The following is a 25,540-nucleotide window of genomic DNA, read 5'->3' as shown; positions in this document are numbered from 1 at the left end:
TATTGGCTAAATTGGGCCAGCTTACGCTTTACGTTAACGTAAACTGTACCCAATTCAGCCTTAAAAAGAAATCCGACTGATTGATCAATTAATGCGCTCAATAATCAACGCAATACCCTGGCCACCACCAATGCACATGGTGATCAGGCCGTAGCGGCCACCGGTGCGCTCAAGCTCGGCCATGGTTTTAACGATAAGGATGGAACCGGTAGCACCCACAGGGTGACCCAGAGCAACCGCACCACCATTCGGGTTCACTTTATCTGCGGGCAAGCCAAGCTCCTTGCTAACCGCCAGTGCCTGGGCTGCAAAAGCTTCGTTGGACTCGATCACATCCAGATCTGCCACGCTGAGACCTGTTTTCTCCAACACAGTTCGTACCGCCGGGATCGGGCCAAGGCCCATTACGCTGGGGTCTACCCCGGCAAAGGCATATCCCACAATACGTGCACGGGCTTTCAGGCCGCGCTTTTCGGCTTCAGCTGCGCTGGTCAGCACCATGGCTGCCGCACCATCGTTAATGCCCGACGCATTGCCCGGCGTAACTATGCCGTCTTTGGCAAAGGCCGGTTTCAAGCCTGAAAGGCTTTCAGCTGTAGTGCCTGCACGCACGTGCTCATCCTGCTCAAAAACGACTTCCTTGCGACCCTGTTTGACAGTTACCGGCACAATCTGCTCTTTGAAGTAACCACTCTCAATGGCGTGGCTCGCGCGGCGATGGCTTTCTGCCGAGAAGGTATCCAGATCTTCACGGGTTAAACCGTATTTTTCTGCAATACGCTCAGCAGTCATGCCCATGTGGCCGCTGCCAAACGGATCGGTCAGCGTTCCCAGGGTCATATCAACGGCTTTACCGTCACCCATACGCAGGCCTTTGCGAACGTTGGGCAGCACATAGGCGCCCTGGCTCATACTCTCCGCACCGCCAGCCAGTGCGACCTGGCTATCGCCCATCAGGATCATTTGTGCAGCACTGATAACCGACTGAACGCCAGAACCACAAAGGCGGTTTACGTTGAATGCAGCAGAGCCCTTCTGCAGGCCGGAATTCAGGCCGATGTGGCGAGCTACGTACGCATCTGCTGGGCCGGTAGGAATGATATGGCCGAACACCGAATGGTCGATGTCTTCTGCAGGCACGCCTGAACGGCTAATAGCTTCTTTGGCTGCACAGGTTCCAAGCTCAGCCGGGCTCAGGGAGCTCAGGCTACCGCCAAAACCGCCAATGGCGGTGCGGGCACCGTCGAGAATGACAACATCAGTAAGTTTCATTGATCGTTCCTCAAGATTTGGATAACTGGAATTCCACAGAGCGCATAATCTATTTGCCCAGCATGGAGCGGGCAATCACTTCTTTCATAATTTCCGAGGTGCCGGCGTAGATTGTTTGCACACGGGCATCCACAAAGAATCGCGACACAGGGTACTCCACGGTATACCCGTAGCCGCCAAATAGCTGCAAGCACTCATTGGCAATATCGCACTGCATTTCCGTGAGCATCAGTTTGAGAATGGCGGCTTCCGTTGGCCCCATTTCGCCTTTCAGGTAACTCCCGATGCACTGATTCAGATAGGCTTTGCCCATCTCAAGCCGCGCCTTGGCTTCGGCCAGCTTGAACCGGGTATTCTGAAACTCTGCAACTCGCTGGCCAAATGCCTGGCGTTGTTGCACATAATCCAGAGTCAGCGCCAACACACCCTCAGTTGCACCCACTGCTTGAGCAGCAACACCCAGGCGTTCCCGGGGCAATTCCTGCATCAGATACGTAAAACCCTTGCCTTCTTCGCCAAGCAACGCATCGTGGGGTACCTCAAGATCCGAGAAAAACAACTCTGCGGTATCACTGGCATGCTGGCCTATTTTACGGATGCCCTTACCGCGGGTGAACCCGGGCAGACTGGCATCCACAAGGAAAAGAGAGACACCTTTGGCGCCGGCATGGGGATCGGTTTTGGCGCATACAATCACCAGTTCCGCCTGCAAACCGTTGGTGATAAACACCTTGGCACCATTGATGACATAGCCATTGTCAGTGCGCTGGGCTGTGGTGCGCATAGCTGCCAGATCACTGCCCGCACCCGGCTCAGTCATGGCAATGGCACTGAGAATGTCGCCACGGATCATCCCCGGGAGATAGCGCTCTTTCTGAGCCTCCGTGCCAAGATGCAAAATATATGGCATGACTATATTGGCGTGGATGTTATAGCCACCCGCCAGGCCACCAAAACCCTTGCGCGCTATTTCGGAGATCGCCAGCTGCGAGATTTCGAAGCTGGCACCTGCACCTCCGTACTCTTCAGGCATATCAATACCAAGCATGCCGGCCTGCCCCAGCGTGTTCCAAACCGGGCGCGGGATTGCAGATTGCTCCTCCCATTGCTCATAGCTTGGCGCAATCTCTTTATCAAGAACCCGGTTGATCATTTCATGAAACAGCGCAGTATCGTCTTGGTGTCCGGACATAGGTAACCTCTTAAATAGCCCCATTAGTGATCTGATTATTCAGGCAGCCAACCATTTAAAGGGTTATCCTGCTCATCGGGAATGGCTGTACAAGCCGAAAAAATTGACACAATACGCATTTGATCAACTGTAAATATGCCCAAACCGCAATCCATACCCCACATCGCGAACCACTATCTCCGGGCTTCAATTCGCGGTGCCGAAAGGCAAGGGGTGAGCAAAGATACGCTGCTGGGCAGCGCCGGGATTCCCATCGAGTGGCTGAACAAGCCCGAGCAACTGATTACCGAACAACAGCTCACCCAGCTGATCAAGAGCGTGTGGCGAGCAACCCGCGATGAATTCCTTGGGTTATCCACCAGCCCCTGCAAAAATGGCACCTTCGCATTAATGGCAGACTACTGCCTTGATTCCGCTTCCCTCGGGGCCGTGCTTCGCAAAAGCGCCCGGGTTTACAGCATCGCCTGTAACAATGTCGACATAGGTTTGGGAGAAAGCGACAGCAACAAACTAGTGTTTTTCCGCCTTAGCCTCGCAGATGCCAGCCAGGATACAGACCACATGCTGCAGGAATTCCTGCTTCTTATGTGGCAAAGATTCACATGCTGGTTGGTGGACCAACAGATCCCATTCGCGACAACCTGTTTCAGTTATCCTGCGCCGAGACATGTTAATGAGTATCGCGCCATGTTCCCCACGGAGTTGCAGTTTGATAAGCCTGTATGCGGCTTTACTCTGCATGAAAAATACCTGCAACTGCCGATCACCCGGAGCGAAGCAGAACTGGAAACGTTCCTGAAAGAAGCTCCGGCCTACATTTTGCACAGACCCGACAACGACGACAGCCTGCGAAACCGTGTACGCGCCTTGCTCGCAAACCAGAGCCTGAACAACATGCCCAGCCTAGGTGAAATTGCAGAGCTATTGCACATGACACCCAGAAGCATAGGCCGTAAGTTACAGGAAGAAGGCACCTCGCTGCGCCTGATCAAAAACAGCCTGCGGAGGGAGCACGCCATAAAACTCATGAGCACAGAAAACCTCAGCGTGGCGGACATCAGTGAGCGGGTCGGCTTCTCGGAAACGGCCTCATTCTGCCGTGCCTTCAAACGCTGGACGGGCAAGTCGCCCTCGCAATGGGCTGGCTAACCACCATGTGACAAACAGATCTACTTGGCTGATTGGGTCAATTTTTTCGACCTGACAGGTCATTCCCGAAGCCAGTGCTTCTTTGAGTTAATGCCAGCCATACCAATATAAAAACACCAACAGAGGTACTTGCATGAACAACCACAGCACAACTGCCTCCAGCGCTCTGCCGGCGGGCATTGCCCGGGCACTGCGCAACACCATAGGTGATGCCCTCGCCCGCGCCGCGCGCACTCACGGCAAGCGCACAGCCTTGGCATTCGACGAGAGAACCTGGACCTATACCGACATTCACACAGCCTCAAACCGCCTGGCCCACCGCCTTATCGAACTTGGGCTGACTAAAGGTGATCGTGTTGGCGCTTATGGTAAAAACTCCGACGCCTACCTGTTACTTTGGCTTGCCTGCACAAAAGCCGGGCTCATTCACGTACCGGTTAACTACGCGCTGATTGGTAAAGAGCTGACCTATGTAGTGAATCAGTCCGGTTGCAAGGCCCTGTTTTTCGATACGGACCTGCAAGCTCAGGTAGATGCCGTTAAAAACACTGTGGAGGTTGGCACTTACGGAACCCTTCACAACGGGCAAAACGACAAGGCCCCGGATGCCCTGAAACTCGCGTTTGCAGCCGGTGATGACACCGCACCGGACGTTGAGATTTCAGATACAGACGTTGTGCAGATTCTTTATACCTCAGGCACAACCTCCGATCCCAAAGGTGCCATGCACACCCACCGCTCGCTGATGAGCCACTACAGCGCCTGCCAGTACCATCTGAACATCCGCGCCAGCGATCGCTCTCTCGCGGCCTTGCCTCTGTACCACTCTGCGCAAATGCATGTATTTTCAATGCCCATGCTGCTCAGTGGCGGCTACAGCCGACTGATCAACACGCCAACACCGGATGCCATTCTCGGGCTGTTGGCCCGCGAACAACTCAATGCCTTTTTCGCGCCACCCACCGTCTGGATTGCACTGCTGCAGAACCCGCAGTTCAACCCGGACAAACTCCAGCATATGGACAAGCTCTACTACGGCGCCTCCATCATGCCCGGCCAGGTGGTCAAAGAGCTGGGTGAAAAGCTCCCGGGTGCAGGCCTCTACAACTGCTACGGCCAAAGTGAAATCGCACCTCTGGCAACGGTACTGCTACCTGAGGAACATGCGGAACGGCCTTCCTCTGCCGGCCGCCCTATGCAAACTGTGATGACCCGCATTGTGGACCCGGTAACCGGTAAAGATTGCCAGCCTGGAGAACAAGGCGAACTGGTGCACCAGTCACCTCAATTGATGGTCGGTTACTGGGCCAAACCCGAAGCAACCGAAGAAGCCTTCAAAGATGGCTGGTTCCATTCTGGCGACCTGGGTTACCAGGATGAAGAAGGCTATATCTACATCGTTGACCGCATTAAAGACGTGGTGAATACCGGCGGTGTTCTGGTTGCCAGCCGTGATGTGGAAGAAGCTCTCTATCAACATGAATCCGTTGCAGAAGTGGCTGTGATTGGCGTACCCGATGAAAAGTGGATAGAAGCCATCTGCGCGGTTGTAGTACTCAGAGACGGATACACCGAAGATTCAGACGCCTTGATGAGCCATGCCCGCGCCAAACTCGCCAGCTTCAAAGTGCCGAAACACATCCACTTTGTAGATCAGCTGCCGAAAAATACGGCGGGGAAACTGCTGAAGAGAAAGCTCAGAGAAGACCTCTCCTAAGGCGTTACACGCTAGCTTGGCTCACTCCTTCTCTTCAGGGTGAGCCAGGCCACCCTCCGAACAAACCCGCCCAGTTTTCAATGCAACCATCCATGCACCTGGTTTCATCATCCAAACCACTTTACGTTAACGTAAACTTCCTCTAATCTAGTTTAAAAGAGGATACCACCATGACCGAAAAGCAAACGTTCAGCATCAGCGAGCTTGCCAGCGAGTTCGATGTGACCACCCGCAGCATCCGGTTTTATGAAGACCAGGGCCTGCTGAAGCCTACACGGCGGGGGCAAACACGCATTTTCAGCACCACAGACAGAGTTCGCCTGAAGCTGATCCTCCGTGGCAAACGCATGGGCTTTTCACTTGCTGAAACCAAAGAAACATTCGACCTCTGGGATGAGACCCTCTCCGGTAACGAAAAGCAGCTCCTGAAAATGCTGTCAATACTGGACGAAAAACGAGCGCACATCGAACAGCAGAAAGCCGATATTGCTATGGCAGAACTGGAAATCAATACAAGAGAAGCCCACTGCAGGGAAGCTCTTGCAGAACTACAGAAAAAGAAGCAGCAACACGAATCTACAATCGAGCAACCTGGACACCCCGCCGAACAAAGCTGATATCAACCAACAGCTGGCGCAGTGCCCTGCACCCAAATTCGAATCGGACAGAACAAAAAGGCAAACACATGAAATCACAATACTCAGAACTCAACTTCGGCCTTGGTGAAACCCTCGACAGCCTGCGTGAACAAGTAAACCGCTTCGCCGCCGCCGAGATCGCGCCCCGCGCTGAAGAAATCGACCGCACCAACGAGTTCCCCATGGACCTCTGGAAAAAATTCGGCGACATGGGGTTGCTGGGTATTACCGTAGATGAAGCCTACGGCGGCTCCGACATGGGCTACCTCGCCCACGTGATCGCCATGGAAGAAATCAGCCGCGCCTCTGCATCCGTTGGCCTGTCTTACGGCGCCCACTCAAACCTATGCGTAAACCAAATACACAAAAACGGAACCGAAGAGCAAAAGCAGAAATACCTGCCCAAACTCGTCAGCGGCGACCATATCGGCGCCCTGGCCATGTCTGAGCCCAACGCAGGCTCCGACGTAATCTCCATGAAGCTGAGCGCCAAAGATGCCGGGGACCACTATGTGCTCAACGGCAACAAAATGTGGATCACCAACGGCCCAGACGCCAACGTTTACGTTATCTACGCCAAAACCGACCCGAAAGCCGGCTCCAAAGGCGTTACCGCCTTCATCGTAGAGCGCGACTACGAAGGCTTCAGCCGCCACCAGAAACTCGACAAACTCGGCATGCGCGGCTCCAACACCTGCGAACTGGTCTTCCAGGACTGCAAAGTGCCCAAAGAAAACGTACTCGGTGAAGTAGGCCGCGGCGCCCGCGTACTCATGAGCGGCCTCGACTACGAACGCCTCGTCCTCTCCGGCGGCCCGTTGGGCCTCATGCAAGCCGCCATGGACGTTGTGGTTCCCTACATCCGCGAACGCAAACAGTTCGAAAAAGCCATCGGCGAATTCCAACTGGTGCAGGGGAAAGTAGCCGATATGTACACCTGGATGAACACCGCCAAGTCCTATGTTTACATGGTGGCCATGTCAGCAGACCGAGGCGAAACCACCCGCAAAGACTCCGCCGGCGCGATTCTCTACTCCGCCGAAATGGCCACAAAACTGGCCTTGGATGCCATCCAGCTTCTCGGCGGTAACGGCTACATCAACGACTACCCCACAGGTCGATTGCTGCGGGATGCCAAGCTGTATGAAATCGGCGCAGGTACATCCGAAATCCGCCGTATGCTGATTGGGCGGGAACTGTTCCTGAACAACTAAGCTGTAGCTTCGATCCAGACACCCGCCAAAGCGAAATAGTTTTGGACGGCCAGCACCCAAGTTCGACGAGGGCCTGGCGGGGCGTCTTTCCGGGAATGTCTGTGGCCATGGACGGCCACAGTCAAGCGCACATGGGTAAGGCAAGCGTTTATGAAGCGGAGCTTCATGCGCAGCCGAACGACAGCAATCTGTGATTGCTGGCCGGACCCCGCAAGGGGTGCTCGTAGCGTTTCCCGGAAAGACGCCCCGCCAGGCCCGCCGCCCCGAAAATCGAGGCCAGGAAAAATGACGATACTGCAAAGCAAAATAAACCCCCGCTCTGAAGAGTTTCAGGCCAAACAGGCAGCCATGGCAGAAGCCGTTGCAGACCTGCGGGAAAAAGTCTCTACCATCCAGCAAGGCGGCGGCCCCTCCTACCAGGAACGCCACATCGCCCGCGGAAAACTACTCCCAAGAGACCGCATCAACCGCCTCCTGGACGACGGCTCGCCGTTTCTAGAAATCGGCCAATTCGCCGCCTACAACGTCTACGGTGAAGAAGTCCCCGCAGCCGGAGTAATCGCCGGCGTAGGCCGCGTCTCCGGCACCGAATGCATGATCATCGCCAACGATGCCACCGTAAAAGGCGGCAGCTACTACCCGCTCACGGTGAAAAAACACCTGCGCGCCCAGGAAATCGCCCTGGAAAACCGCCTGCCCTGCATCTACCTGGTAGACTCCGGCGGCGCCAACCTGCCGAGGCAAGATGAAGTCTTCCCCGACCGCGATCACTTCGGCCGCATCTTCTACAACCAGGCCCGCATGTCTGCCGACGACATCCCTCAGATTGCCGTCGTAATGGGCCTGTGCACCGCCGGTGGCGCCTACGTGCCCGCCATGGCCGATGAATCCATCATCGTGCGCAACCAGGGCACCATCTTCCTGGCCGGCCCACCCCTGGTAAAAGCTGCCACAGGTGAAGTCGTTACTGCAGAAGACCTCGGCGGTGCCGACGTACACTGCAAAACCTCCGGCGTGGCCGATCACTACGCCGAAAACGACGCCCACGCGCTGGAGATTGCTCGCCGCTGCGTCTCCAACCTCAACCGCAAAAAACCGGTTCCGGTAGAGATCCGCAAACCCAAAGCACCTCTGTACGATCCCAGCGAAATCTACGGCATCGTCGGCACCGACCTGCGTAAACCCTTCGACGTGCGCGATGTAATTGCCCGCACCGTAGACGGCTCCGAATTCGACGAATTCAAACGCTACTACGGCCAAACCCTGGTCACCGGCTTTGCCCACATACACGGCTACCCCGTAGGCATCATCGCCAACAACGGCATCTTGTTCAGTGAGTCCGCCCAAAAAGGCGCGCACTTCATTGAACTCTGCTGCCAACGCAACATCCCGCTGCTGTTCCTGCAGAACATTACCGGCTTTATGGTTGGCCAGAAGTACGAAGCCGAAGGCATCGCCAAGCACGGCGCCAAAATGGTCATGGCCGTGGCCTGCGCCAACGTACCCAAGATTACCGTACTGATCGGCGGTAGCTACGGCGCCGGCAACTACGGCATGTGTGGCCGCGCCTACAGCCCGGATTTCCTGTGGATGTGGCCAAACGCCCGCATCTCGGTAATGGGCGGCGAACAGGCCGCTGGCGTACTGGCTCAGGTTCGTCGTGATGGAATGGAACGAAAAGGCCAGGAATGGAGCGCCGAGGAAGAAGCTGCGTTCAAAAAGCCGATTACCGATACCTACGAAGAACAGGGCCACCCCTACTTCGCGAGCGCCCGATTGTGGGACGACGGCGTAATCGACCCGGCACAAACCCGGGAAGTGGTTGCCCTCAGCCTCTCTGCCACCCTCAACCGGCCGGCGAAGCCCACGCGCTTCGGCGTGTTCCGGATGTAATCGGGGAGACGACCATGACAAACACCAACGTTCAGAATGAACAGGAATCGGCCGTTCTACTCAATCGTCGCGCCCAGGGCGTGACGGAAGTCGTGCTGAATCGTCCCGACAAACGCAACGCCTTTGATGACGTGATCATCCAGCAACTGATCAGCGCATTCACAGAAGTGAATGCCGACGCCGAAACCAACGTGGTCATCCTGCGCTCAGAAGGTAAACACTTCTCCGCCGGAGCCGACCTCGGCTGGATGCGCCGCATGGCAGACAACAGCCAGCAAGAAAACCTCGACGACTCCCGCCAACTCGCGCGCCTGATGGACTGCCTCAATCATCTCAGCAAGCCCGTCATCGGCCTTGTTCAGGGTGCAGCCTACGGTGGCGCCGTCGGCCTTGCTGCCTGTTGCGACATTGTGATTGCTTCAGAAACATCCAGCTTTTGCCTGAGTGAGGTCAAGCTGGGCCTGATTCCCGCAGTGATTAGCCCTTATGTGGTGCGGGCTATTGGCGAACGACAGGCCCGCCGCTACTTCATTTCAGCGGAAGTGTTCAATGCCCGGGAGGCTGAGCAGTTCGGCCTTGTGCATATTGTCTGCGACGACATTGACGCCATGAACGCCCGTTGTGACGAGATGCTGAAGCAGCTTGCCCAGAATGGCCCGGAAGCTATGAACGCCGCAAAAGACCTTGTGTTTGCGGTCAGCCAAAAGCCCATCGATAACACTGTGATAGACGACACTGCGCACCGCATTGCTGATATTCGCGTAGGCGAAGAAGGTCAGGAAGGGCTAAGCGCCTTCCTAAATAAACGCCGCGCCAACTGGATTCCGGAGAGCAACTGATATGTTCAGCAAAATCCTTATTGCCAACCGGGGCGAAATCGCCTGCCGGATTATCCAGACCGCACACCGCATGGGTATCCGCTGCGTCGCTGTTTATTCCGATGCAGACGCCAACGCCCTCCACGTTTCCATGGCAGACGAAGCCTTCCACATTGGCCCGGCGCCAAGCTCAGAAAGCTATCTGCGTAGTGACAAAATCATTGAGATTGCCAAGCAGAGTGGCGCACAGGCTATCCACCCAGGCTACGGTTTTCTTTCCGAGAACACCGGATTTGCCGAAGCCTGTGAGGCCAACGGCATCGTATTCATCGGCCCACCGTCTTCAGCCATTGCAGCCATGGGCTCTAAATCCGCTGCCAAAGCCATCATGGAAAAAGCCGGCGTACCCTTGGTGCCTGGCTATCACGGCGACGACCAGAGTCCCGAAACCCTGCGTGTCGAGGCTGAAAAATGCGGCTTCCCGCTACTGCTGAAAGCCGTCGCCGGTGGCGGTGGTAAAGGCATGCGGGTAGTGGAGAACATCGGTGAGTTTGATGATGCTCTGGCCGCTGCCAAGCGCGAAGCAAAGAACGCCTTCGGCAACCCGGACATGCTAATAGAGCGCTATCTGACCCAGCCACGCCACGTTGAAATCCAGGTGTTCTGTGACCAAAGCGGCAACGGCGTGTATCTGGCCGAGCGCGACTGCTCGGTTCAGCGTCGTCACCAGAAAGTTCTGGAAGAAGCCCCGGCACCGGGCCTGAGCGAAGAAACCCGCAAAGCCATGGGCGATGCTGCTGTAAAAGCGGCCCAGGCGATCAACTACGTAGGCGCCGGCACCGTAGAGTTTCTCTACGATGTGGACGGTTCCTTCTTCTTCATGGAAATGAACACCCGCCTGCAGGTAGAGCACCCGGTGACCGAAATGGTGACCGGCCAGGACTTGGTGGAATGGCAGTTGAAAGTTGCTTGGCGTGAGCCCCTGCCGCTGGAACAGTCACAGGTGAAAACCCGTGGCCATGCCCTGGAAGCCCGCATTTATGCTGAAGACCCGGATCAGGATTTCCTGCCTGCCACCGGCAACCTGCGTTACCTGAGCACGCCTGACGAAAGCGCCCATGTGCGGGTCGATACCGGGGTGATCGAAGGTGATGAAATCAGCATTCATTACGACCCAATGATCGCCAAACTGATCGTGTGGGACGAAACCCGTGAGCAGGCCATCAACCGCATGGTTCAGGCTCTGGAGCATTATCGGATTGCCGGGGTGAAAACCAACATCCGCTTCCTGCACGCGCTGGCCGACTCACAACCCTTCCGGGAAGCCGACCTGACAACCGGCTTTATCGACAGCCACCGGGAATTGCTGTTCCCGAAATCGAAACTCGATACCCATAAAGCGCTGGTGCTGGCTGCTGGTTTTGTATTGGAAAAACGCAAATCCGTCGAGTCTGTGAGCACCGATCCCTGGTCGCCATTCGGTCGTCGCAACAGCTGGCGCCTGAACTCGGAATACGCCCAGCCCCTGCAGTTGCAGGTAGGCGACGAGATACACGAGCTGAAAATTCTGGAAAAGGATGATCGCTACCAAGTGTCCGTGGATGGCAGCGAATACAACCTCACCGCAAAGCTTGAAGACGACGCTCTTCAGGCGGTGGTCGATGGCCACAGGATCAGCATTCACGGCAACTTGCACAATGACCAGCTCGTGCTCTTCTACGAAGGTGACACCTTCCAGTGCATCCTCTACCAGGAAAACTACGCGTCAGAAGACATGGCTCCGGAGGGCGGCCTGACGGCACCCATGAACGGCGCAATTGTGGCGGTACAGGCCAAGGTGGGCGACACGGTTACAGCCGGCCAAACTCTGGTCATCATGGAAGCCATGAAGATGGAGCATGCCATCAAGGCTCCGGCAGACGGCGTGGTCAGCGAAATCTTCTTCGCCGAAGGTGAGCAGGTTTCAGAAGGCGCGGAGCTGATTGCTATTGAGATCAACGAGTCAGACAGTGAGGAGGCAGGCTAATGGCCTTTCCCATACAGGCGCGACTGGTTGAAATGAGTCCCCGGGACGGCCTGCAGAACGAGTCGGGCCCGGTGATCGCCACAGACATAAAAACCGGGCTGATCGAACGGCTTGCAGATTGCGGCCTCACCCACATCGAATCCGCCAGCTTTGTGTCACCAAAATGGGTGCCGCAAATGGGCGATGCCGCTGAAGTGATGGCGGGCATCAAGCGCAAAGCCGGCGTTCGTTACTCGGTGCTCACCCCAAACCTCAGAGGTTTTGAGAATGCTCTGGCGGCGGGCGTCGACGAAGTGGCGGTATTCGCTGCAGCCTCAGAATCCTTCAGCCAGAAGAACATTAACTGCTCTATTGCAGAAAGTCTGGAGCGCTTCCTGCCTGTGGTTGAAGCAGCTCAGAAGCACAAGATCCCGGTACGTGGTTATGTTTCTACAGTACTGGGATGCCCCTACGAGGGAGAAATTTCTCCAGAACAGGTAGCAAAGGTGGCCAAAGATCTGGCCGACATGGGCTGCTATGAAATCTCACTGGGCGACACCATTGGCGTTGGTACGCCACTGAAAGCCAAGCGCATGCTTGAGGCAGTCACCAAACACGTACCCGTGGAGCACGTGGCGGCTCACTTTCACGACACCTACGGACAGGCGTTGGCAAATCTCTATGCAGTACTGGAAGAAGGCGTCGCAGTTTTTGACGCCTCAGTGGCCGGCCTTGGCGGCTGCCCCTATGCCAAGGGCGCTTCCGGCAACGTCGCCACTGAAGACGTTCTCTATATGCTCAACGGCCTTGGCATCAGCACGGGCGTAGACCTGGACAGGCTTGTGGCCACTGGCCGATGGATCAGCAACGTGCTCAACCGACACAACGGCTCAAAAGTGGGCCAAGCTCTTCAACCTTAAGGATCTGGCATGGATAACAAAAAAGATTTGATCGCGTTGGATCTCGATATTCCCGACATGAAAGACCTGCCGGAGGATGTCAAAAGCTACTTCAATATCTGTATTGAGAAGCTGGGCATGGTTCCCAATGTGTTGACAGTTTTTACCCATAACCTGAAGCAGCTGGATGGTTTTTCGCGTCTCTACAACGAGTTGATGATGGGTGAGAGCGAACTCAGCAAGCTGGAGCGGGAAATGATCGCCGTAGTGGTCTCGTCAGAGAACAAATGCTTCTACTGCCTGGTCGCTCACGGTGCAGCCGTGCGGGTTATGAGCGGCGATCCCACGTTGGGAGAGCATTTGGTGATGAATTACCGCACAGCAAGGCTGGATAAGCGCCAGCGTGCCATGCTCGACTTTGCGTCGCTGCTTACCCGCACCCCGGCAACGGTTACCGAAGATGATGTACAAGCATTAAGAGACGCAGGTTTCAGCGATCGTGCCATCTGGGATCTGAGCCAGCTTGTGGGCTTTTACAACATGACCAACCGCGTCGCCATTGCCAGTGACATGCGCCCAAATCCCGAGTACCACAGCCAAAGCCGATAACCGGCTTGAACAATCCCGGACCTCGACCACAAAAACAACCGGAGGCGGCCCAATGAAACAGACTCTACCAAGCTACACCAGCGGTACCTCCAACACGCCGCTGCTGGGCATGACCATCGGCGAGATGCTTGACCGCACCGCCGCTAAATTCCCAAATACCGAAGCCCTGGTATGCCTGCACCAGGACATCCGCTGGACTTACAAGGAGTTCGTCGCACGGGTTAATGAAGCAGCATGTGCCTTTCTCGCCATCGGCGTAGAACGCGGTGACCGCGTAGGCATTTGGGCGCCCAACCGCTACGAGTGGACGGTGACCCAATTCGCCACCGCCAAGGTGGGCGCCATTCTGGTCAACATCAACCCTGCCTACGGCCTGCACGAACTGGAATACGCCATGAATCTGGCGAGCATCAGCGTATTGGTCACTGCAGATACCTTTAAAGCCTCAAATTACCGCCAAACACTTTATGAACTGGCACCGGAGTTGAAAGCGAGCACCCCTGGCAAAATCAAAGCCCAGCGAGTTTCTGATCTTCGTGCAGTGATCAATCTGGATACGGAAAAACACGCTGGCATGTGGAGCTGGGCGGAGTTTGTGAGCCTTGCCAGTGAAGTTAGTCAGGATGAAGTAGACAAGGTGCAAAGCCAGCTTCAGTTCGACGACCCCATCAATATCCAGTTCACCTCAGGCACCACCGGCAACCCCAAAGGCGCGACCCTCACCCACCACAACATCCTGAACAATGGGTTTTTTGTGGGTGAAAGCCAGCGCCTGACAGAGAAGGATCGACTGGTTATTCCAGTCCCCCTCTACCACTGCTTTGGCATGGTCATGGGCAACCTTGGCTGCATTACCCACGGCTCCACCATGATTTACCCGGGCGAAGGCTTTGACCCAAAAGCCGTGCTGCAAGCAGTGCATCAGGAGAAGGCCACAGCGCTCTACGGCGTACCCACCATGTTCATAGCAGAACTGGCCGAGCCGGAATTTGATTCCTACGACCTGTCCACGCTGCGCACGGGCATAATGGCCGGCTCCATCTGCCCCGCGGAGGTGATGAAGAAGGTCAACACCAAGATGCACATGAAGGAGGTTCAGATTGCCTACGGCATGACCGAAACCAGCCCTGTGTCTACCCAAACCAGCTCTCTCGATCCCTTCGAGAAGCAGGTAACCACCGTTGGCCGTACCCAGCCCCATCTGGAAACCAAGATTGTCGACCCGGGAACCGGAAACGTCTTGCCCCGGGGCGAGATTGGGGAGCTCTGCACTCGCGGTTACAGCGTGATGCTGAAGTACTGGAATAATGAAGAGAAGACCCGCGAAGCCATCGACGACTCCGGCTGGATGCACACCGGTGATCTGGCCACTATGGACGACGAAGGCTATGTGCAAATCGTTGGTCGTATCAAAGATATGGTGATTCGTGGTGGTGAAAACATCTACCCGAAAGAGGTTGAGGAATTTCTGTACAGCCACCCATCCATTGAGGAGGTCCAGGTAACGGGTATTCCGCACGAGACCTATGGCGAAGATTTGATCGCCTGGGTAAAGCTGCGCCCAGAGGCAGAGCCGGTAAGTGCAGACGACTTGATTGCATTCTGCAAAGGCAAGATCGCCCACTTCAAAATCCCCCGGAACTACAAGTTCGTGGAAGAATTCCCGATGACCGTCACCGGTAAGATTCAGAAGTTTAAAATGCGCGAGATTTCCATTGAGGAATTCGGGCTGAAGTAAAAGCCCCAGGCAATCGCAAGCCCCGGTTCTCCTTAGCTGAGCACCGGGGCTTTTTTTTACCCGCCAAAATCTGTTTGACTGCTGCTCAATTTCATGATGTTATCACCAGTAACATTGTTACCACCGATAACATTCGAGAGCATGAATACCCATGGCGAAACCTGCCTACCACCACGGTGACCTGCAGCCCCAGGCGCAGTCGCTGGCGCTGGACATACTCAGAACCCAAGGGGATGCCGCCATCAGCTTGCGCGCACTGGCCAAGCAAATCGGTGTCAGTGCTCCAGCGCTGTACCGGCACTTCTCAGACCGCGAAACGCTGTTGGCAGAGCTCGCTATTGAAGGGTTCGAGGCCTTGCGTGATCGCCTACGCGCGGTGGATCAGGAGCTGCCGCGCAAGGCTTTGATCGAAATTGGGCTGGTGTACGTAGCTTTCGCCCAAGAAGAACCCAACCTGTATCGCCTTATGTTTGGCGGCCGCGTACTACCCATGGGGGCGCACCCACGCCTGGATGCTGCTGGCAAAGGGGCATTTCAGGTTCTGGAAAACACCGTAGCCCGTGCCCGCGATCTGGGTTATCTGAGACCCTCCCCTGTTTCACTAATGACAGCCGCTGCCTGGTCTCTGGTGCATGGCCTGTCACAACTAACCATCGATGGTCATTTGCCCAGCGCAAAGGCCGAGCCCATGTTGACCGAAGGCGTTCTCAGTTTACTGCTGGACGGCACCCGGTCTGACCGACAACAATCACAACAGGATTAACTCAATGAGCAGCCCAAAACCCAGCACCCTCCGCGTTGGCAAACGTTATCGTGAAAAACGCCTGGACGGCCCTTACGATGCCATCATCATTGGCTCCGGCATCGGCGGCCTGACCGCAGCTGCTTGCATGAGCAAGATGGGCAAAAAGGTGCTCGTTCTTGAACAGCACTACACCGCCGGCGGATTCACCCACAGCTACGATCGCAACGGGTACGAATGGGATGTGGGCGTGCACTACATTGGTGACATGGGCGCAGACCACACACTGGGCAAGCGGTTGTTTGACCATATCACTGACAGTCAGTTGAAGTGGGCGCCAATGGACGCCAACTACGACCGTATCTACATCGGCGAAAAGTATGTGGATCTGGTTGCCGGCCCCGAGGAATTCCGTGCCGAGCTGGTGAAAGCCTTCCCGGAAGAAGAAAAGGCCATCGACACCTACCTGGGTTATCTGCGCCAGGTATCCAAAGCCATGCCGGCGGTTGTTCTGGCCAAAGTACTGCCAAGCCTGGCTCTTGGACCACTAAGCATGCTGGCAAAACGTAAGGCGCCAGAGTTCCTTAACAAGCCGACCCGCGAAGTACTTGAAGGCATCACCAGCAACCAGGAGCTGATTGCCGTGCTTACCGGCCAGTGGGGCGACAACGGCCTGCCACCCGCCCAATCCAGCTTCATTGTTCACTCACTCATCGCCCGCCATTACCTGCACGGCGGCTACTATCCGATTGGTGGCGCCTCTGAAATGGCCAAGACCATTATCCCGGTAGTTCAGCAAAGCGGCGGTGAAGTCTTTACCTACGCGGATGTGACCGAGATTCTCATCGAGAAAGGCAAAGCCGTGGGCGTTCGCATGGCCGACGGTGCAGAGATTCGCTCGCCACTGGTCATCAGCAACGCAGGCGTATTCAACACCTTCAACAAGTTGCTGCCACAAGACGCGCCTGAATGGGACTACTATCAGGACAAACTGAAAACCGTTAAGCGTTCCATGGCCAGCAATTGCTTGTACATCGGCCTGGAAGATACTGCAGAGAACTTAGGCCTGCCGAAAACCAACTATTGGATTTACCCCGGCACAGACTACGAAAAGCATGTGAAAGACTTCGAGGAAGATCCGGAGAACAACGATATTTCGCTGACCTATATTTCCTTCCCCTCAGCGAAAGACCCCAGCTTTCTGGAGCGCTACCCTGGCCGCGCCACCATTGAGATTGTGGCACCCGGCCCCTTCAAGTGGTACGAGGAGTGGGCGGACAAGCCTTGGGGCAAGCGCGGTGAAGACTATGAAGCCAAGAAGGAAGAGTACGCCCAGCGCCTGCTTGCGAAGCTCTATGAGAAGTTCCCGCATCTGGAAGGCAAAGTGGATTACTACGAGCTATCCACGCCCCTGTCCACAGACTATTTCTGCCGCTACAGCGAAGGTGAAATCTATGGCCTGGACCATACTCCCGACCGCTTCGAGCAGGACTGGCTAAAGCCCAAGACCCGCATACCCGGCCTGTACCTCACCGGCCAGGACATCATGACTGCCGGAGTAGTGGGCGCCATGCTAGGTGGTTTGCTGACAACCGTTGCCGTAAGCGGTTTGAAAGGCATCCCGCTTGCGAAGAAGATGTTTGTTGGCTAATCACTATCAATAAAGTCGGTGCCACTGCCACATGAGTGGCACCGACTTTACTCGTCTACCACCACCCGGAAACCACCAAATATCATACGCGCCCCGTCAAAGGGCATAGGATCATCATCACCGCTAGATTGCCACTCCTCCATCACGTTCTTCATACCCGAATCCCGCGCGTCGCGTGAGGGCCAGGTTATCCACGAGAAAACAACGGTTTCATCATCTTTACATTGAACAGCCATGGGAAACGACGTCAATTTACCCTCAGGAACATCGTCGCCCCAGCATTCAACAAGACGGGTCGCACCGTGCTTCTTGAACAATTTCGCTGCCTCAGTGGCGTGCTCAATATAAGCTGCCTTGTTTTTAGTGGGCACAGCCACTACACAACCATCAATATATTCCATAGCCACCTCGCCTGTTGTTTGGTCTTAATAATATAGTCGAAAGACCGCAACTATTTCAGATGCAGGGAATGCCCAAAATCTGGAATCGTCTGCTATGCTTGCGGCGAACCCAAACAAAAAGGTATTTAAAATGTCTGATACTTGGCTAACCTCGTTGATTACCGATACTCCTCAGCAAGGCTATGAGCTTGCGATTACCCTTAGCCGCCGTGGCGTGAAATACACTCAGCCCGATATGGATGTTTTGAAAAAACTACGGCCCGAATACGCAAACTCTGCCGATGCGCTTACCGCTGCCTCTCACGTTATCGCTGTGAACTTTCAGACGGTAGCCGCGGCTAACAACTATTGGCGTGGATGACATCTGCCATTCAAACTCTCTTTCACGGTGCCCGAGAGCCGTAAACTCCCGCACCGTGGAAGTAGTTCTTGATGCCGATGAGTCCTCATAGGTACAACCCCTGCACACTCCTACAAGATATTTGTAGCGCGCCACGCATTCTCGTGTTAAATATCCCGCGAATTCGGTCGGTGCCATAAACTATAGCCCCATCGCCGTTTTCCAGGACAAGCCTCAAAGGAGTCGCACCCGCGGCCTTCCCTCAGCAGACCTGCACAACACCGCGTGCGTCCTGCACGTTTTGTATCCATCCCTTTTCAGTGAGGGACGTTATCCAATGTTCAAGTTGTGTAAGCCACAGGCGCTGGCCGCCTCCGTTGCTCTGTCTCTGTGCGCCTCTTCTGCAATCGCCGCAGAAGAAGTGCGTGTGTATAACTGGTCTGACTACATTGCCGAGAACACTCTGGCGAAGTTCACCAAAGAAACCGGCATAAAGGTCGTTTACGACGTTTACGACAGTAACGAGGTTCTTGAAGCCGCGCTACTGTCTGGCCGCTCTGGCTACGACCTGGTCGTACCGTCAAACCACTACGTTGCCAAGCAGATCTCTGCCAAGGCTTTTGTGGCTCTGGATCACGACAAACTGCCGAACATGGCCAATCTGAATCCGGATCTGATGGCTCAACTGGAAAAAGTGGACCCGGGCAGCCAGTTCTCCATTCCCTATCTTTGGGGAACCAACGGCTATGGCTACAACGCTGGCCGCATCCAGAAAATCCTGGGCGATACTGCACCTACCGATTCCTGGGCGCTGGTGTTTGACCCGGACATAACGGCCAAGCTGGCCAAAGGCGGCTGCGGCATTGCCATGCTGGATTCCGGCGAAGAAATGGTGCGGGCTGCTATGGCCTACGCTGGCTTAAACCCGAACAGCAACAACACCGAAGACATCAAAAAGGGTGGCGACGTGATCAAGGCCGTGCGGCCGAACATCACCTACTTCCACTCATCCCGCTACATTGGCGACCTGGCTAATGGCGACCTGTGCGTGGCTGCCGGCTATTCCGGCGACATCCTGCAGGCAGCTGCTCGTGCCGAGGAAGCCAAAAACGGCAACGAAATCCGCTACACCATTCCCAAAGAGGGCGCGGTGTTGTGGTTCGATATGATGACCATCCCGGCTGGCGCACCGAACGTTGAAAATGCCCACAAGCTGGTCAACTTTTTGATGAAGCCAGAGATCATCGCTGAGGTGACCAACTATGTGTGGTACGCCAACCCCAACAAGGCAGCCGATGAATTTGTTGATGCAGAAATCCTTAACGACACCAGCATTTACCCTACGGATGATGTGATGAAAAAGCTCTACATCATGGAAGGTCGGCCTCAGGACACACAGCGCCTGATGACCCGCACCTGGACCAGCGTTAAGTCCGGGCGTTAAGGGCGTGGTTAACGGAATCAACACCTCCGCGAAAGCGGAGGTGTTACTCAGCATTCGTGGCGTATCAAAAAGCTTTGACAGCACACTGGCGGTGGACGACGTAAGCCTGGACATCCACAAGGGCGAGATATTCGCACTTCTGGGCGGTTCGGGCTCTGGTAAATCCACACTGCTACGCATGCTGGCTGGCTTTGAGACACCGGATAGCGGTCGTATTGTGCTGGATGGTCAGGACATAACTGCCCTGCCTCCCTACCTGCGCCCAACGAACATGATGTTCCAGTCCTACGCACTGTTCCCGCACATGACCGTGGAGCAGAACATCGCCATGGGTCTGAAACAGGACAAACTGCCAAAGGACGAGATTCGCGACCGCGTGGCGGCCATGCTCAAGCTGGTAAAAATGGAGCCCTACGCCAAGCGTCGGCCCCAACAGCTTTCCGGTGGCCAACAGCAGCGGGTTGCGCTGGCTCGCTCACTGGCAAAACGCCCGAAGCTGTTGCTTCTGGATGAGCCTATGGGTGCGCTCGATAAAAAGCTGCGCACAGAAATGCAGCTTGAACTTGTGGATATTCTGGAAAAAGTGGGCGCCACTTGCCTGATGGTGACCCACGATCAGGAAGAAGCCATGACCATGGCCAGCCGCATTGCCATTATGTCCTTTGGACAGATTGCCCAGGTGGGCTCACCCATCGATATTTACGAAAGCCCGAACAGCCGCATGACGGCGGAGTTTATTGGCTCGGTGAATATCTTTGAGGCCAGCATCGAGGAAGACAACTCCGACAGTATTCTGCTGTCCAGCGGCTTGCTGGACGCACAGGTATACATTGACCGAGGTGTGACCACATCGGCAGAAAACACCAACACGCTGATTGCCCTGCGCCCGGAAAAAATCTACCTGACGCCAGACAAGCCTGAAGGTGAATTCAACTGGAGCAAGGGCACGGTGGAGAACATCGCGTACCTGGGCGACATCACCTCCTATTACGTGAAGCTGGCCAGCGGCAAGCGTGTGCAGGCCACCATGGCGAACGTGGAACGCCGCGGTGAACGGCCAACCTGGGGCGACACCGTGTTCGTTTCCTGGGAAGCCTCCAGCCCCATCTTGCTTTGGAATTAATGCCATGAACAGGAATCCGATTCCCGCGCCCTTGATGGCGCGGGTGCGTACATTGCTGTTCCACCGCCGGGTGCTGTTTGGCATTCCGTTCGCGTGGCTGTTGCTGTTTTTCCTGCTGCCGTTCGCGCTGATCCTGAAAATCAGCCTGACGTCGGCCGTGATGGCCATACCGCCTTACGAGCCGGTGTTCCGGCTGGCAGAAAACACCCTGTCGGTGGTGGTGAACTTCGGCAACTATTTATTCCTACTGTCCGACAGCCTGTACATTGCCGCTTATTGGGGCTCGGTGAAAACCGCACTCATCTCCACCATCGCCTGCCTGCTGATCGGCTACCCAATGGCTTACGCTATGGCCCGCGCGCCCAAGCACTGGCAACTGGTGTTGCTGTTGCTGGTGATGCTGCCGTCATGGACCTCGTTCCTGATTCGGGTTTACGCCTGGATGGGCATTCTCGGCAATCAGGGTTTGCTGAACAGCTTCTTGCTCTGGCTGGGGTTGATCGACGAACCGCTGAAAATGCTGAACACCAACTTTGCGGTAATCCTCGGCATTACCTATGCCTACCTGCCGTTTATGGTGCTGCCCATTTTTACCAACCTGGTGAAGCTGGATCTGCGCCTGCTGGAAGCAGCATCAGACCTCGGCTGCCGCAGCATTACGACCTTCTGGGCCATTACCCTGCCTTTATCTAAGGCCGGCATTTTGGCGGGGTGCATGCTGGTATTCATTCCCGCTGTCGGTGAGTTTGTGATTCCTGAACTGCTGGGTGGCCCGGATACGCTGATGATCGGCAAGGTGCTGTGGGAAGAGTTCTTCAACAACCGCGACTGGCCTGTGGCTTCTGCGTTGGCCATTGTGATGCTGGCACTGCTGTTGGTGCCGATTGTATTGTTCCACCGCTTCCAGAGTCGGGAGATGTCGAAGAATGGTTAACGCTCGTGGCATCAGCTTCTCAAAGGTCATGCTGGTTATGGGCCTGCTGTTTCTATATCTACCCATGCTTGTGCTGATCGTGTATTCGTTCAACGCATCCCGACTGGTATCCGTGTGGGCCGGTTTTTCCACTCACTGGTACAGCGCCCTGTTTGAAGACCAGCAGATACTGTCGGCCGTGTGGATGAGCCTTAAAATCGCCTTCTACTCCGCCAGTATGGCCATGTGCCTGGGCACCCTGTGTGCGTTTGTGATCACCCGGTTCAAACGCATGCGGGGGCGAACACTGCTGTCTGGCATGATTACCGCCCCTCTGGTTATGCCAGAAGTGATCACCGGTTTGTCTCTGTTGCTGCTGTTTGTTCAACTGGCAGAGCTGACCGGTTGGCCGGCAGATCGTGGAATGGTGACCATCTGGATTGCGCACACCACTTTCTGCAGCGCCTATGTGGCGGTGGTGGTGAGCGCGCGGCTACAAGAAGTGGATCGTTCCATTGAAGAAGCCGCCATGGATCTAGGCTGCACACCCTTGAAGACCTTCTTTGTGGTCACTTTGCCGGTGATTGCACCGGCCTTGGTGTCCGGATGGTTGCTGGCGTTCACCCTGTCGCTGGACGACCTGGTGATTGCCAGCTTTGTATCCGGCCCCGGCTCCACCACCTTGCCGATGGTAGTGTTCTCATCGGTACGCATGGGCGTGTCCCCAAAGATCAACGCACTGGCCACGCTGATTATTCTCACGGTATCGCTGGTCGCGTTTATCGCCTGGTACGTGATGCGCAGAAACGAAAAAAGGCGCCGCAGTGGGCGCCTTTCCTGATCAGGAACACTAGCAGAGCAATACCCCAACCATAGCGATTCATCGCGTGGGTTAACGGAGTAGCAATTCAGTCTATGCGTACATCCGCCCCATTAGTCGACTGGATCACTCCTGAATAGCGGGTACACGGCGAAGAGAGGATGACGATGAAAAGTCTGTAGCATTCAGTTCTTCGACCGTTCTCCGAAGCTTGCGACGCTGACGGATAGACGCTAATTGCTTAGTATCCCACGATGCAGGTTTGAGCCCCAAACGGCTCCCGCTAACGCTTATATCGAAACTTCGCTCAGCACCTACGGGCATGTTTTCCGGGCCATATATTCCTATCAGACTCAGCGTCAAGCGGGTGAACTCAAGCTCTCCTTGAGGCTGACCATGGAGAACCTCGATATTTTCATAACGCGTAAGTCGCTGGATTAGTTCGCAGAAAGTACCAATGTGTATGAACCCGCCAGACTCAATTGGCCCCTGCCTAGTGTTATCCCTTACGTCCAACGGCCCCTGCTCATCGCCGTCTTCATCACCTTCGCTGTATTCACGCTCGAAGTCAGTGACATCCATCGTGATCTCGCCTTCAGAAGTTTCGAGCTTCGCTATGATGTATTCAATAAACACAGATTCTGCGCTCATATTACTGATGATACAGAGAGCATTGATGTCTTTGTTGCAACCGCGGTTAATGATCAAGCGCGGGCTTCTCTGCCTCCTGAACCCAAGGTAAAGGAGCTGCGCATATACCAGCCATATAAGTAAGGAGCCAAAACTGGCAACGATTGAAAGTACTTGGTGATGCTCAGCTATCCACTTATACACATTGACGCCCCTTACCTACATTCCTGGTCAGCTATTGTTTTTGGTTTTTATTACAGAATTAAACGATAGTATCGCTTTGGCAAGCACTCAACCGAGAACTCCGGTCGAAAGATTCTCGCAGCTTTATATTTAGCTATAAGGTATGGGTACTGTCGCCCATTGTCGCTTGCGCTAACTTTTGCTGCTCCACGCTGTCGCAATGCACCACCACTGTCCAACGCCCTTCGTTTTTTGCCATGCGCGCCTTTTCTATCAAGACATCATGATCTGGACGCAGTGCAACCGCACCGGCTAGCATAAGAGCCAACACGGCAAACAAGAAGCTCACCGCAATGAACGTCATTACCGGGCTTGTACGAGTCAGAGCCGGGCCAACCGTCACCAATAGTCCTGCGACAGCAAGACCAACTACTAGTCCCACCACTCCAAACCGCACATGCGCTTTAACTAAAGACCGCGCAATTCCCTGAGTCTCCGGCTCAATCTTTTTCGCCATATTGGGGTCATCGGGCTGAATGATACGAATCTGAGCAAGGGGGATCCCTAACCCTTCCAAAGATTCTGCGCCTCGCTCGGCAGCGACCTGACTGTCGAACTCCGCGCTTATCTTATGGGGATAGCTTTCCCCTGACACAGCTCCATCGTGCTCGGACATAGTCTTGTCTCCTGTATAGGTCAGGTTGCACTATAAATAAGAATAGACATGCGGAAGCTCGAAACGCAAGTTCAGGCAATGCACGATGCACTACGAAAAGTTCATATAACGGACAATTATCAAACGACAGCGGTAAACATACTGACTTTTATAATTTAGTAAGCCTATTCACTTTACTAAAAATATATTTTTATATTATTAGCCTGACCGAGAGGTCACATATATATCGCGACCTCTCGATCCTGATTCAACTAATTCCTAGACGCGCAATTGCATCCGGGATGTTGGCACCCTTTGCCTTCCGAACATTCTTTTGAGCAGAATATTCCAGTTGCTGTTTTGAAGTGTGTCTCATCATCCGCGACTCTGCAGTTGCACCCCTCTTGGGCACACTGATAAGTACCATCAGAGCTGACATTGGCCATATCATTCTCCTCGACTTAAACGGCGCCGCAGGCGCCCGAATGGACGATTCCCAGAGCAGTGCCTTACTCAGTCGCCTGCTCGGCTTCATCACCCATCTCTTCAGCGCCTTGTTTGACGTTGTACCAAGCTGAAGAGGTAGCCTGCTTAGTACTCTCCCAGGCGCTCTGACTGATTTCCTTAGTGTTTTCCCACGCCTGCTGCAAACTCTGGCTCGTTTGGTTCCACCAATCCTCATCGTACGTCGGCAATTTTTTAAATTCTTCCTGAGTCATTTCAACGTGGACTTCATACTCAATGTCATCGAAGCCGCGGTTACCCGACGCCCTCACGACAGTAAACGTGCCGCGTTCCACAACAACTTCATTACCACCGAGACCAAGTATCTCCCCGGTTTCGATAACCAAAGAATGTACCGACATATCGTTACTCATCAGAACATCCTCGACCTCACCGATCTCTTGGCCGGCACTGTCAAAAACATCTGCATCCTTAAGCTCATCCATGCTGTAAAGACCGCCTGCAGCAGCTGCTGAAAGGCTCATAGCTAAACCACCTGCCAACAGGGAAGCGCTCATTGTGTGAGTAATAAGTTTCCGCATTGTCTCGTACTCCTTTATCAAGTTACTCATGATCAAGTTACTCATGCGTACGCCCGAATCGACGATACTTTTCGGACGTTTCTCCAAGTAAATGTGATCAATGGCTATACCCACCGGTTCGGCGAACCATGTCACGATTTAAAACTTAGCAAAGGCCACGACCCAGCCCAAATGACGCTTCAGTAACAATACTGAAGCGTTTGGTGCGTGGAGAAATGATAATTATTTAGTGAGCTTATCCCACTCCTTCTCTGCCTCATCTTTCTTCATGCCGTATTTTTCCTGAATCTTGCCAATGAAGTTCTCTCGTTTGCCTCCGATTTCATCGACATCATCATTCGTCAACTTACCCCAATTCTCGCGCACCTTACCTTTAAGCTGCTTCCAGTTACCTTCCAGAATATCGTTATTCATATCGTTCTCCTTTCAATAAGGCAATTATAATAGC

Annotated in this window: 24 protein-coding genes; 17 read left to right on the top strand and 7 right to left on the bottom strand. The window is 54.7% G+C overall.

The genetic code is table 11. From position 1 onward, the window contains the following. Positions 1–84: 84 nt before the first annotated feature. Positions 85–1,272: a beta-ketothiolase BktB gene (gene bktB, locus RG807_RS12975; RefSeq protein WP_309045256.1), complete on the bottom strand. Its 1,188-nt coding sequence runs from the start codon at positions 1,270–1,272 to the stop codon at positions 85–87. Between the two features lie 49 nt (positions 1,273–1,321). Further along, the gene (locus tag RG807_RS12970) at positions 1,322–2,464 is read right to left on the bottom strand and encodes an acyl-CoA dehydrogenase family protein (RefSeq protein ID WP_309045255.1); all 1,143 of its coding nucleotides are present in this window, start codon (positions 2,462–2,464) and stop codon (positions 1,322–1,324) included. A gap of 135 nt (positions 2,465–2,599) precedes the next feature. Here RG807_RS12970 and RG807_RS12965 point away from each other — a divergent pair, with 135 nt between their 5' ends. The 12 genes from RG807_RS12965 (at position 2,600) to RG807_RS12910 (ending at position 17,537) form a co-directional block, all read left to right on the top strand. After that, a complete protein-coding gene (locus RG807_RS12965) occupies positions 2,600–3,613 on the top strand; it encodes an AraC family transcriptional regulator (RefSeq protein ID WP_309045254.1) in 1,014 nt (337 codons plus the stop codon). Positions 3,614–3,746: 133 nt separating this feature from the next. Continuing rightward, complete coding sequence (locus RG807_RS12960) at positions 3,747–5,330, top strand: fatty acyl-CoA synthetase (protein ID WP_309045253.1); 1,584 nt, start codon at positions 3,747–3,749, stop codon at positions 5,328–5,330. A gap of 170 nt (positions 5,331–5,500) precedes the next feature. Further along, on the top strand, positions 5,501–5,947 hold the full coding sequence (locus RG807_RS12955; RefSeq protein WP_298450148.1) for a MerR family transcriptional regulator: 447 nt from the start codon (positions 5,501–5,503) through the stop codon (positions 5,945–5,947). 68 nt (positions 5,948–6,015) lie between these two features. Continuing rightward, positions 6,016–7,182: an isovaleryl-CoA dehydrogenase gene (locus tag RG807_RS12950; RefSeq protein ID WP_298450146.1), complete on the top strand. Its 1,167-nt coding sequence runs from the start codon at positions 6,016–6,018 to the stop codon at positions 7,180–7,182. Positions 7,183–7,467: 285 nt separating this feature from the next. Continuing rightward, positions 7,468–9,075 (top strand): carboxyl transferase domain-containing protein, encoded by a 1,608-nt coding sequence (locus RG807_RS12945; RefSeq protein ID WP_309045252.1) that lies wholly within the window; start codon positions 7,468–7,470, stop codon positions 9,073–9,075. Between the two features lie 14 nt (positions 9,076–9,089). Next, positions 9,090–9,914: an enoyl-CoA hydratase/isomerase family protein gene (locus RG807_RS12940; protein WP_298450142.1), complete on the top strand. Its 825-nt coding sequence runs from the start codon at positions 9,090–9,092 to the stop codon at positions 9,912–9,914. A 1-nt stretch (position 9,915) separates the two neighbouring features. Further along, on the top strand, positions 9,916–11,919 hold the full coding sequence (locus RG807_RS12935; protein WP_298450140.1) for an acetyl/propionyl/methylcrotonyl-CoA carboxylase subunit alpha: 2,004 nt from the start codon (positions 9,916–9,918) through the stop codon (positions 11,917–11,919). Then, the gene (locus tag RG807_RS12930; protein ID WP_298450138.1) at positions 11,919–12,818 is read left to right on the top strand and encodes a hydroxymethylglutaryl-CoA lyase; all 900 of its coding nucleotides are present in this window, start codon (positions 11,919–11,921) and stop codon (positions 12,816–12,818) included. Before RG807_RS12935 ends, RG807_RS12930 begins: the two co-directional genes overlap by 1 nt. 9 nt (positions 12,819–12,827) lie before the next feature. Beyond that, a complete protein-coding gene (locus RG807_RS12925; protein WP_298450137.1) occupies positions 12,828–13,406 on the top strand; it encodes a peroxidase-related enzyme in 579 nt (192 codons plus the stop codon). A 52-nt stretch (positions 13,407–13,458) separates the two neighbouring features. Next, on the top strand, positions 13,459–15,144 hold the full coding sequence (locus RG807_RS12920) for an AMP-binding protein (protein ID WP_309045251.1): 1,686 nt from the start codon (positions 13,459–13,461) through the stop codon (positions 15,142–15,144). Positions 15,145–15,295: 151 nt separating this feature from the next. Continuing rightward, positions 15,296–15,907: a TetR/AcrR family transcriptional regulator gene (locus RG807_RS12915; protein WP_309045250.1), complete on the top strand. Its 612-nt coding sequence runs from the start codon at positions 15,296–15,298 to the stop codon at positions 15,905–15,907. Positions 15,908–15,911: 4 nt separating this feature from the next. Continuing rightward, positions 15,912–17,537: a phytoene desaturase family protein gene (locus RG807_RS12910; protein ID WP_309045249.1), complete on the top strand. Its 1,626-nt coding sequence runs from the start codon at positions 15,912–15,914 to the stop codon at positions 17,535–17,537. A 47-nt stretch (positions 17,538–17,584) separates the two neighbouring features. Here RG807_RS12910 and RG807_RS12905 read toward each other — a convergent pair whose 3' ends face one another. Continuing rightward, on the bottom strand, positions 17,585–17,938 hold the full coding sequence (locus tag RG807_RS12905; protein ID WP_309045248.1) for a DUF1428 domain-containing protein: 354 nt from the start codon (positions 17,936–17,938) through the stop codon (positions 17,585–17,587). 130 nt (positions 17,939–18,068) lie between these two features. Between RG807_RS12905 and RG807_RS12900 the strand changes: the two genes are divergently transcribed. The 5 genes from RG807_RS12900 to RG807_RS12880 all read left to right on the top strand — a co-directional run bounded on the left by RG807_RS12900 (position 18,069) and on the right by RG807_RS12880 (position 22,599). Beyond that, positions 18,069–18,299: a hexameric tyrosine-coordinated heme protein gene (locus RG807_RS12900; RefSeq protein ID WP_309045247.1), complete on the top strand. Its 231-nt coding sequence runs from the start codon at positions 18,069–18,071 to the stop codon at positions 18,297–18,299. Positions 18,300–18,615: 316 nt separating this feature from the next. After that, positions 18,616–19,722 (top strand): polyamine ABC transporter substrate-binding protein, encoded by a 1,107-nt coding sequence (locus tag RG807_RS12895; RefSeq protein ID WP_309045246.1) that lies wholly within the window; start codon positions 18,616–18,618, stop codon positions 19,720–19,722. 4 nt (positions 19,723–19,726) lie between these two features. Continuing rightward, positions 19,727–20,845 (top strand): polyamine ABC transporter ATP-binding protein, encoded by a 1,119-nt coding sequence (gene potA, locus RG807_RS12890; RefSeq protein ID WP_309045245.1) that lies wholly within the window; start codon positions 19,727–19,729, stop codon positions 20,843–20,845. Between the two features lie 34 nt (positions 20,846–20,879). Then, the gene (locus RG807_RS12885; protein ID WP_309045342.1) at positions 20,880–21,779 is read left to right on the top strand and encodes an ABC transporter permease subunit; all 900 of its coding nucleotides are present in this window, start codon (positions 20,880–20,882) and stop codon (positions 21,777–21,779) included. Beyond that, on the top strand, positions 21,772–22,599 hold the full coding sequence (locus RG807_RS12880; RefSeq protein WP_309045244.1) for an ABC transporter permease subunit: 828 nt from the start codon (positions 21,772–21,774) through the stop codon (positions 22,597–22,599). The genes RG807_RS12885 and RG807_RS12880 overlap by 8 nt, the downstream gene beginning before the upstream one ends. Positions 22,600–22,704: 105 nt before the next feature. Here the strand turns inward: RG807_RS12880 and RG807_RS12875 are convergent, their stop codons facing one another. The 4 genes from RG807_RS12875 to RG807_RS12860 form a co-directional block, all read right to left on the bottom strand. Beyond that, the gene (locus RG807_RS12875) at positions 22,705–23,229 is read right to left on the bottom strand and encodes a hypothetical protein (protein WP_309045243.1); all 525 of its coding nucleotides are present in this window, start codon (positions 23,227–23,229) and stop codon (positions 22,705–22,707) included. A gap of 316 nt (positions 23,230–23,545) precedes the next feature. Next, a complete protein-coding gene (locus tag RG807_RS12870; RefSeq protein ID WP_309045242.1) occupies positions 23,546–24,067 on the bottom strand; it encodes a hypothetical protein in 522 nt (173 codons plus the stop codon). A gap of 488 nt (positions 24,068–24,555) precedes the next feature. Further along, on the bottom strand, positions 24,556–25,137 hold the full coding sequence (locus tag RG807_RS12865; RefSeq protein ID WP_309045241.1) for a PRC-barrel domain-containing protein: 582 nt from the start codon (positions 25,135–25,137) through the stop codon (positions 24,556–24,558). Between the two features lie 177 nt (positions 25,138–25,314). Beyond that, positions 25,315–25,506, bottom strand: coding sequence for a CsbD family protein (locus tag RG807_RS12860; protein WP_298450120.1), 192 nt, complete (start codon positions 25,504–25,506; stop codon positions 25,315–25,317). Positions 25,507–25,540 lie beyond the last annotated feature (34 nt).

Source organism: Marinobacter sediminicola (assembly GCF_031157525.1).
Taxonomy (GTDB): domain Bacteria; phylum Pseudomonadota; class Gammaproteobacteria; order Pseudomonadales; family Oleiphilaceae; genus Marinobacter; species Marinobacter sediminicola.
Note: the sequence above shows the minus strand (reverse complement) of the source record. Positions and strands in the feature narration are given on the sequence as shown.

Coding starts and splice junctions, on each gene's coding strand:
- bktB (WP_309045256.1), bottom strand. CDS start 1,272: ATGAAACTTACTGATGTTGTCATTCTCGACGGTGCCCGCACCGCCATT.
- RG807_RS12970 (WP_309045255.1), bottom strand. CDS start 2,464: ATGTCCGGACACCAAGACGATACTGCGCTGTTTCATGAAATGATCAAC.
- RG807_RS12965 (WP_309045254.1), top strand. CDS start 2,600: ATGCCCAAACCGCAATCCATACCCCACATCGCGAACCACTATCTCCGG.
- RG807_RS12960 (WP_309045253.1), top strand. CDS start 3,747: ATGAACAACCACAGCACAACTGCCTCCAGCGCTCTGCCGGCGGGCATT.
- RG807_RS12955 (WP_298450148.1), top strand. CDS start 5,501: ATGACCGAAAAGCAAACGTTCAGCATCAGCGAGCTTGCCAGCGAGTTC.
- RG807_RS12950 (WP_298450146.1), top strand. CDS start 6,016: ATGAAATCACAATACTCAGAACTCAACTTCGGCCTTGGTGAAACCCTC.
- RG807_RS12945 (WP_309045252.1), top strand. CDS start 7,468: ATGACGATACTGCAAAGCAAAATAAACCCCCGCTCTGAAGAGTTTCAG.
- RG807_RS12940 (WP_298450142.1), top strand. CDS start 9,090: ATGACAAACACCAACGTTCAGAATGAACAGGAATCGGCCGTTCTACTC.
- RG807_RS12935 (WP_298450140.1), top strand. CDS start 9,916: ATGTTCAGCAAAATCCTTATTGCCAACCGGGGCGAAATCGCCTGCCGG.
- RG807_RS12930 (WP_298450138.1), top strand. CDS start 11,919: ATGGCCTTTCCCATACAGGCGCGACTGGTTGAAATGAGTCCCCGGGAC.
- RG807_RS12925 (WP_298450137.1), top strand. CDS start 12,828: ATGGATAACAAAAAAGATTTGATCGCGTTGGATCTCGATATTCCCGAC.
- RG807_RS12920 (WP_309045251.1), top strand. CDS start 13,459: ATGAAACAGACTCTACCAAGCTACACCAGCGGTACCTCCAACACGCCG.
- RG807_RS12915 (WP_309045250.1), top strand. CDS start 15,296: ATGGCGAAACCTGCCTACCACCACGGTGACCTGCAGCCCCAGGCGCAG.
- RG807_RS12910 (WP_309045249.1), top strand. CDS start 15,912: ATGAGCAGCCCAAAACCCAGCACCCTCCGCGTTGGCAAACGTTATCGT.
- RG807_RS12905 (WP_309045248.1), bottom strand. CDS start 17,938: ATGGAATATATTGATGGTTGTGTAGTGGCTGTGCCCACTAAAAACAAG.
- RG807_RS12900 (WP_309045247.1), top strand. CDS start 18,069: ATGTCTGATACTTGGCTAACCTCGTTGATTACCGATACTCCTCAGCAA.
- RG807_RS12895 (WP_309045246.1), top strand. CDS start 18,616: ATGTTCAAGTTGTGTAAGCCACAGGCGCTGGCCGCCTCCGTTGCTCTG.
- RG807_RS12885 (WP_309045342.1), top strand. CDS start 20,880: ATGGCGCGGGTGCGTACATTGCTGTTCCACCGCCGGGTGCTGTTTGGC.
- RG807_RS12880 (WP_309045244.1), top strand. CDS start 21,772: ATGGTTAACGCTCGTGGCATCAGCTTCTCAAAGGTCATGCTGGTTATG.
- RG807_RS12875 (WP_309045243.1), bottom strand. CDS start 23,229: ATGAGCGCAGAATCTGTGTTTATTGAATACATCATAGCGAAGCTCGAA.
- RG807_RS12870 (WP_309045242.1), bottom strand. CDS start 24,067: ATGTCCGAGCACGATGGAGCTGTGTCAGGGGAAAGCTATCCCCATAAG.
- RG807_RS12865 (WP_309045241.1), bottom strand. CDS start 25,137: ATGAGTAACTTGATCATGAGTAACTTGATAAAGGAGTACGAGACAATG.
- RG807_RS12860 (WP_298450120.1), bottom strand. CDS start 25,506: ATGAATAACGATATTCTGGAAGGTAACTGGAAGCAGCTTAAAGGTAAG.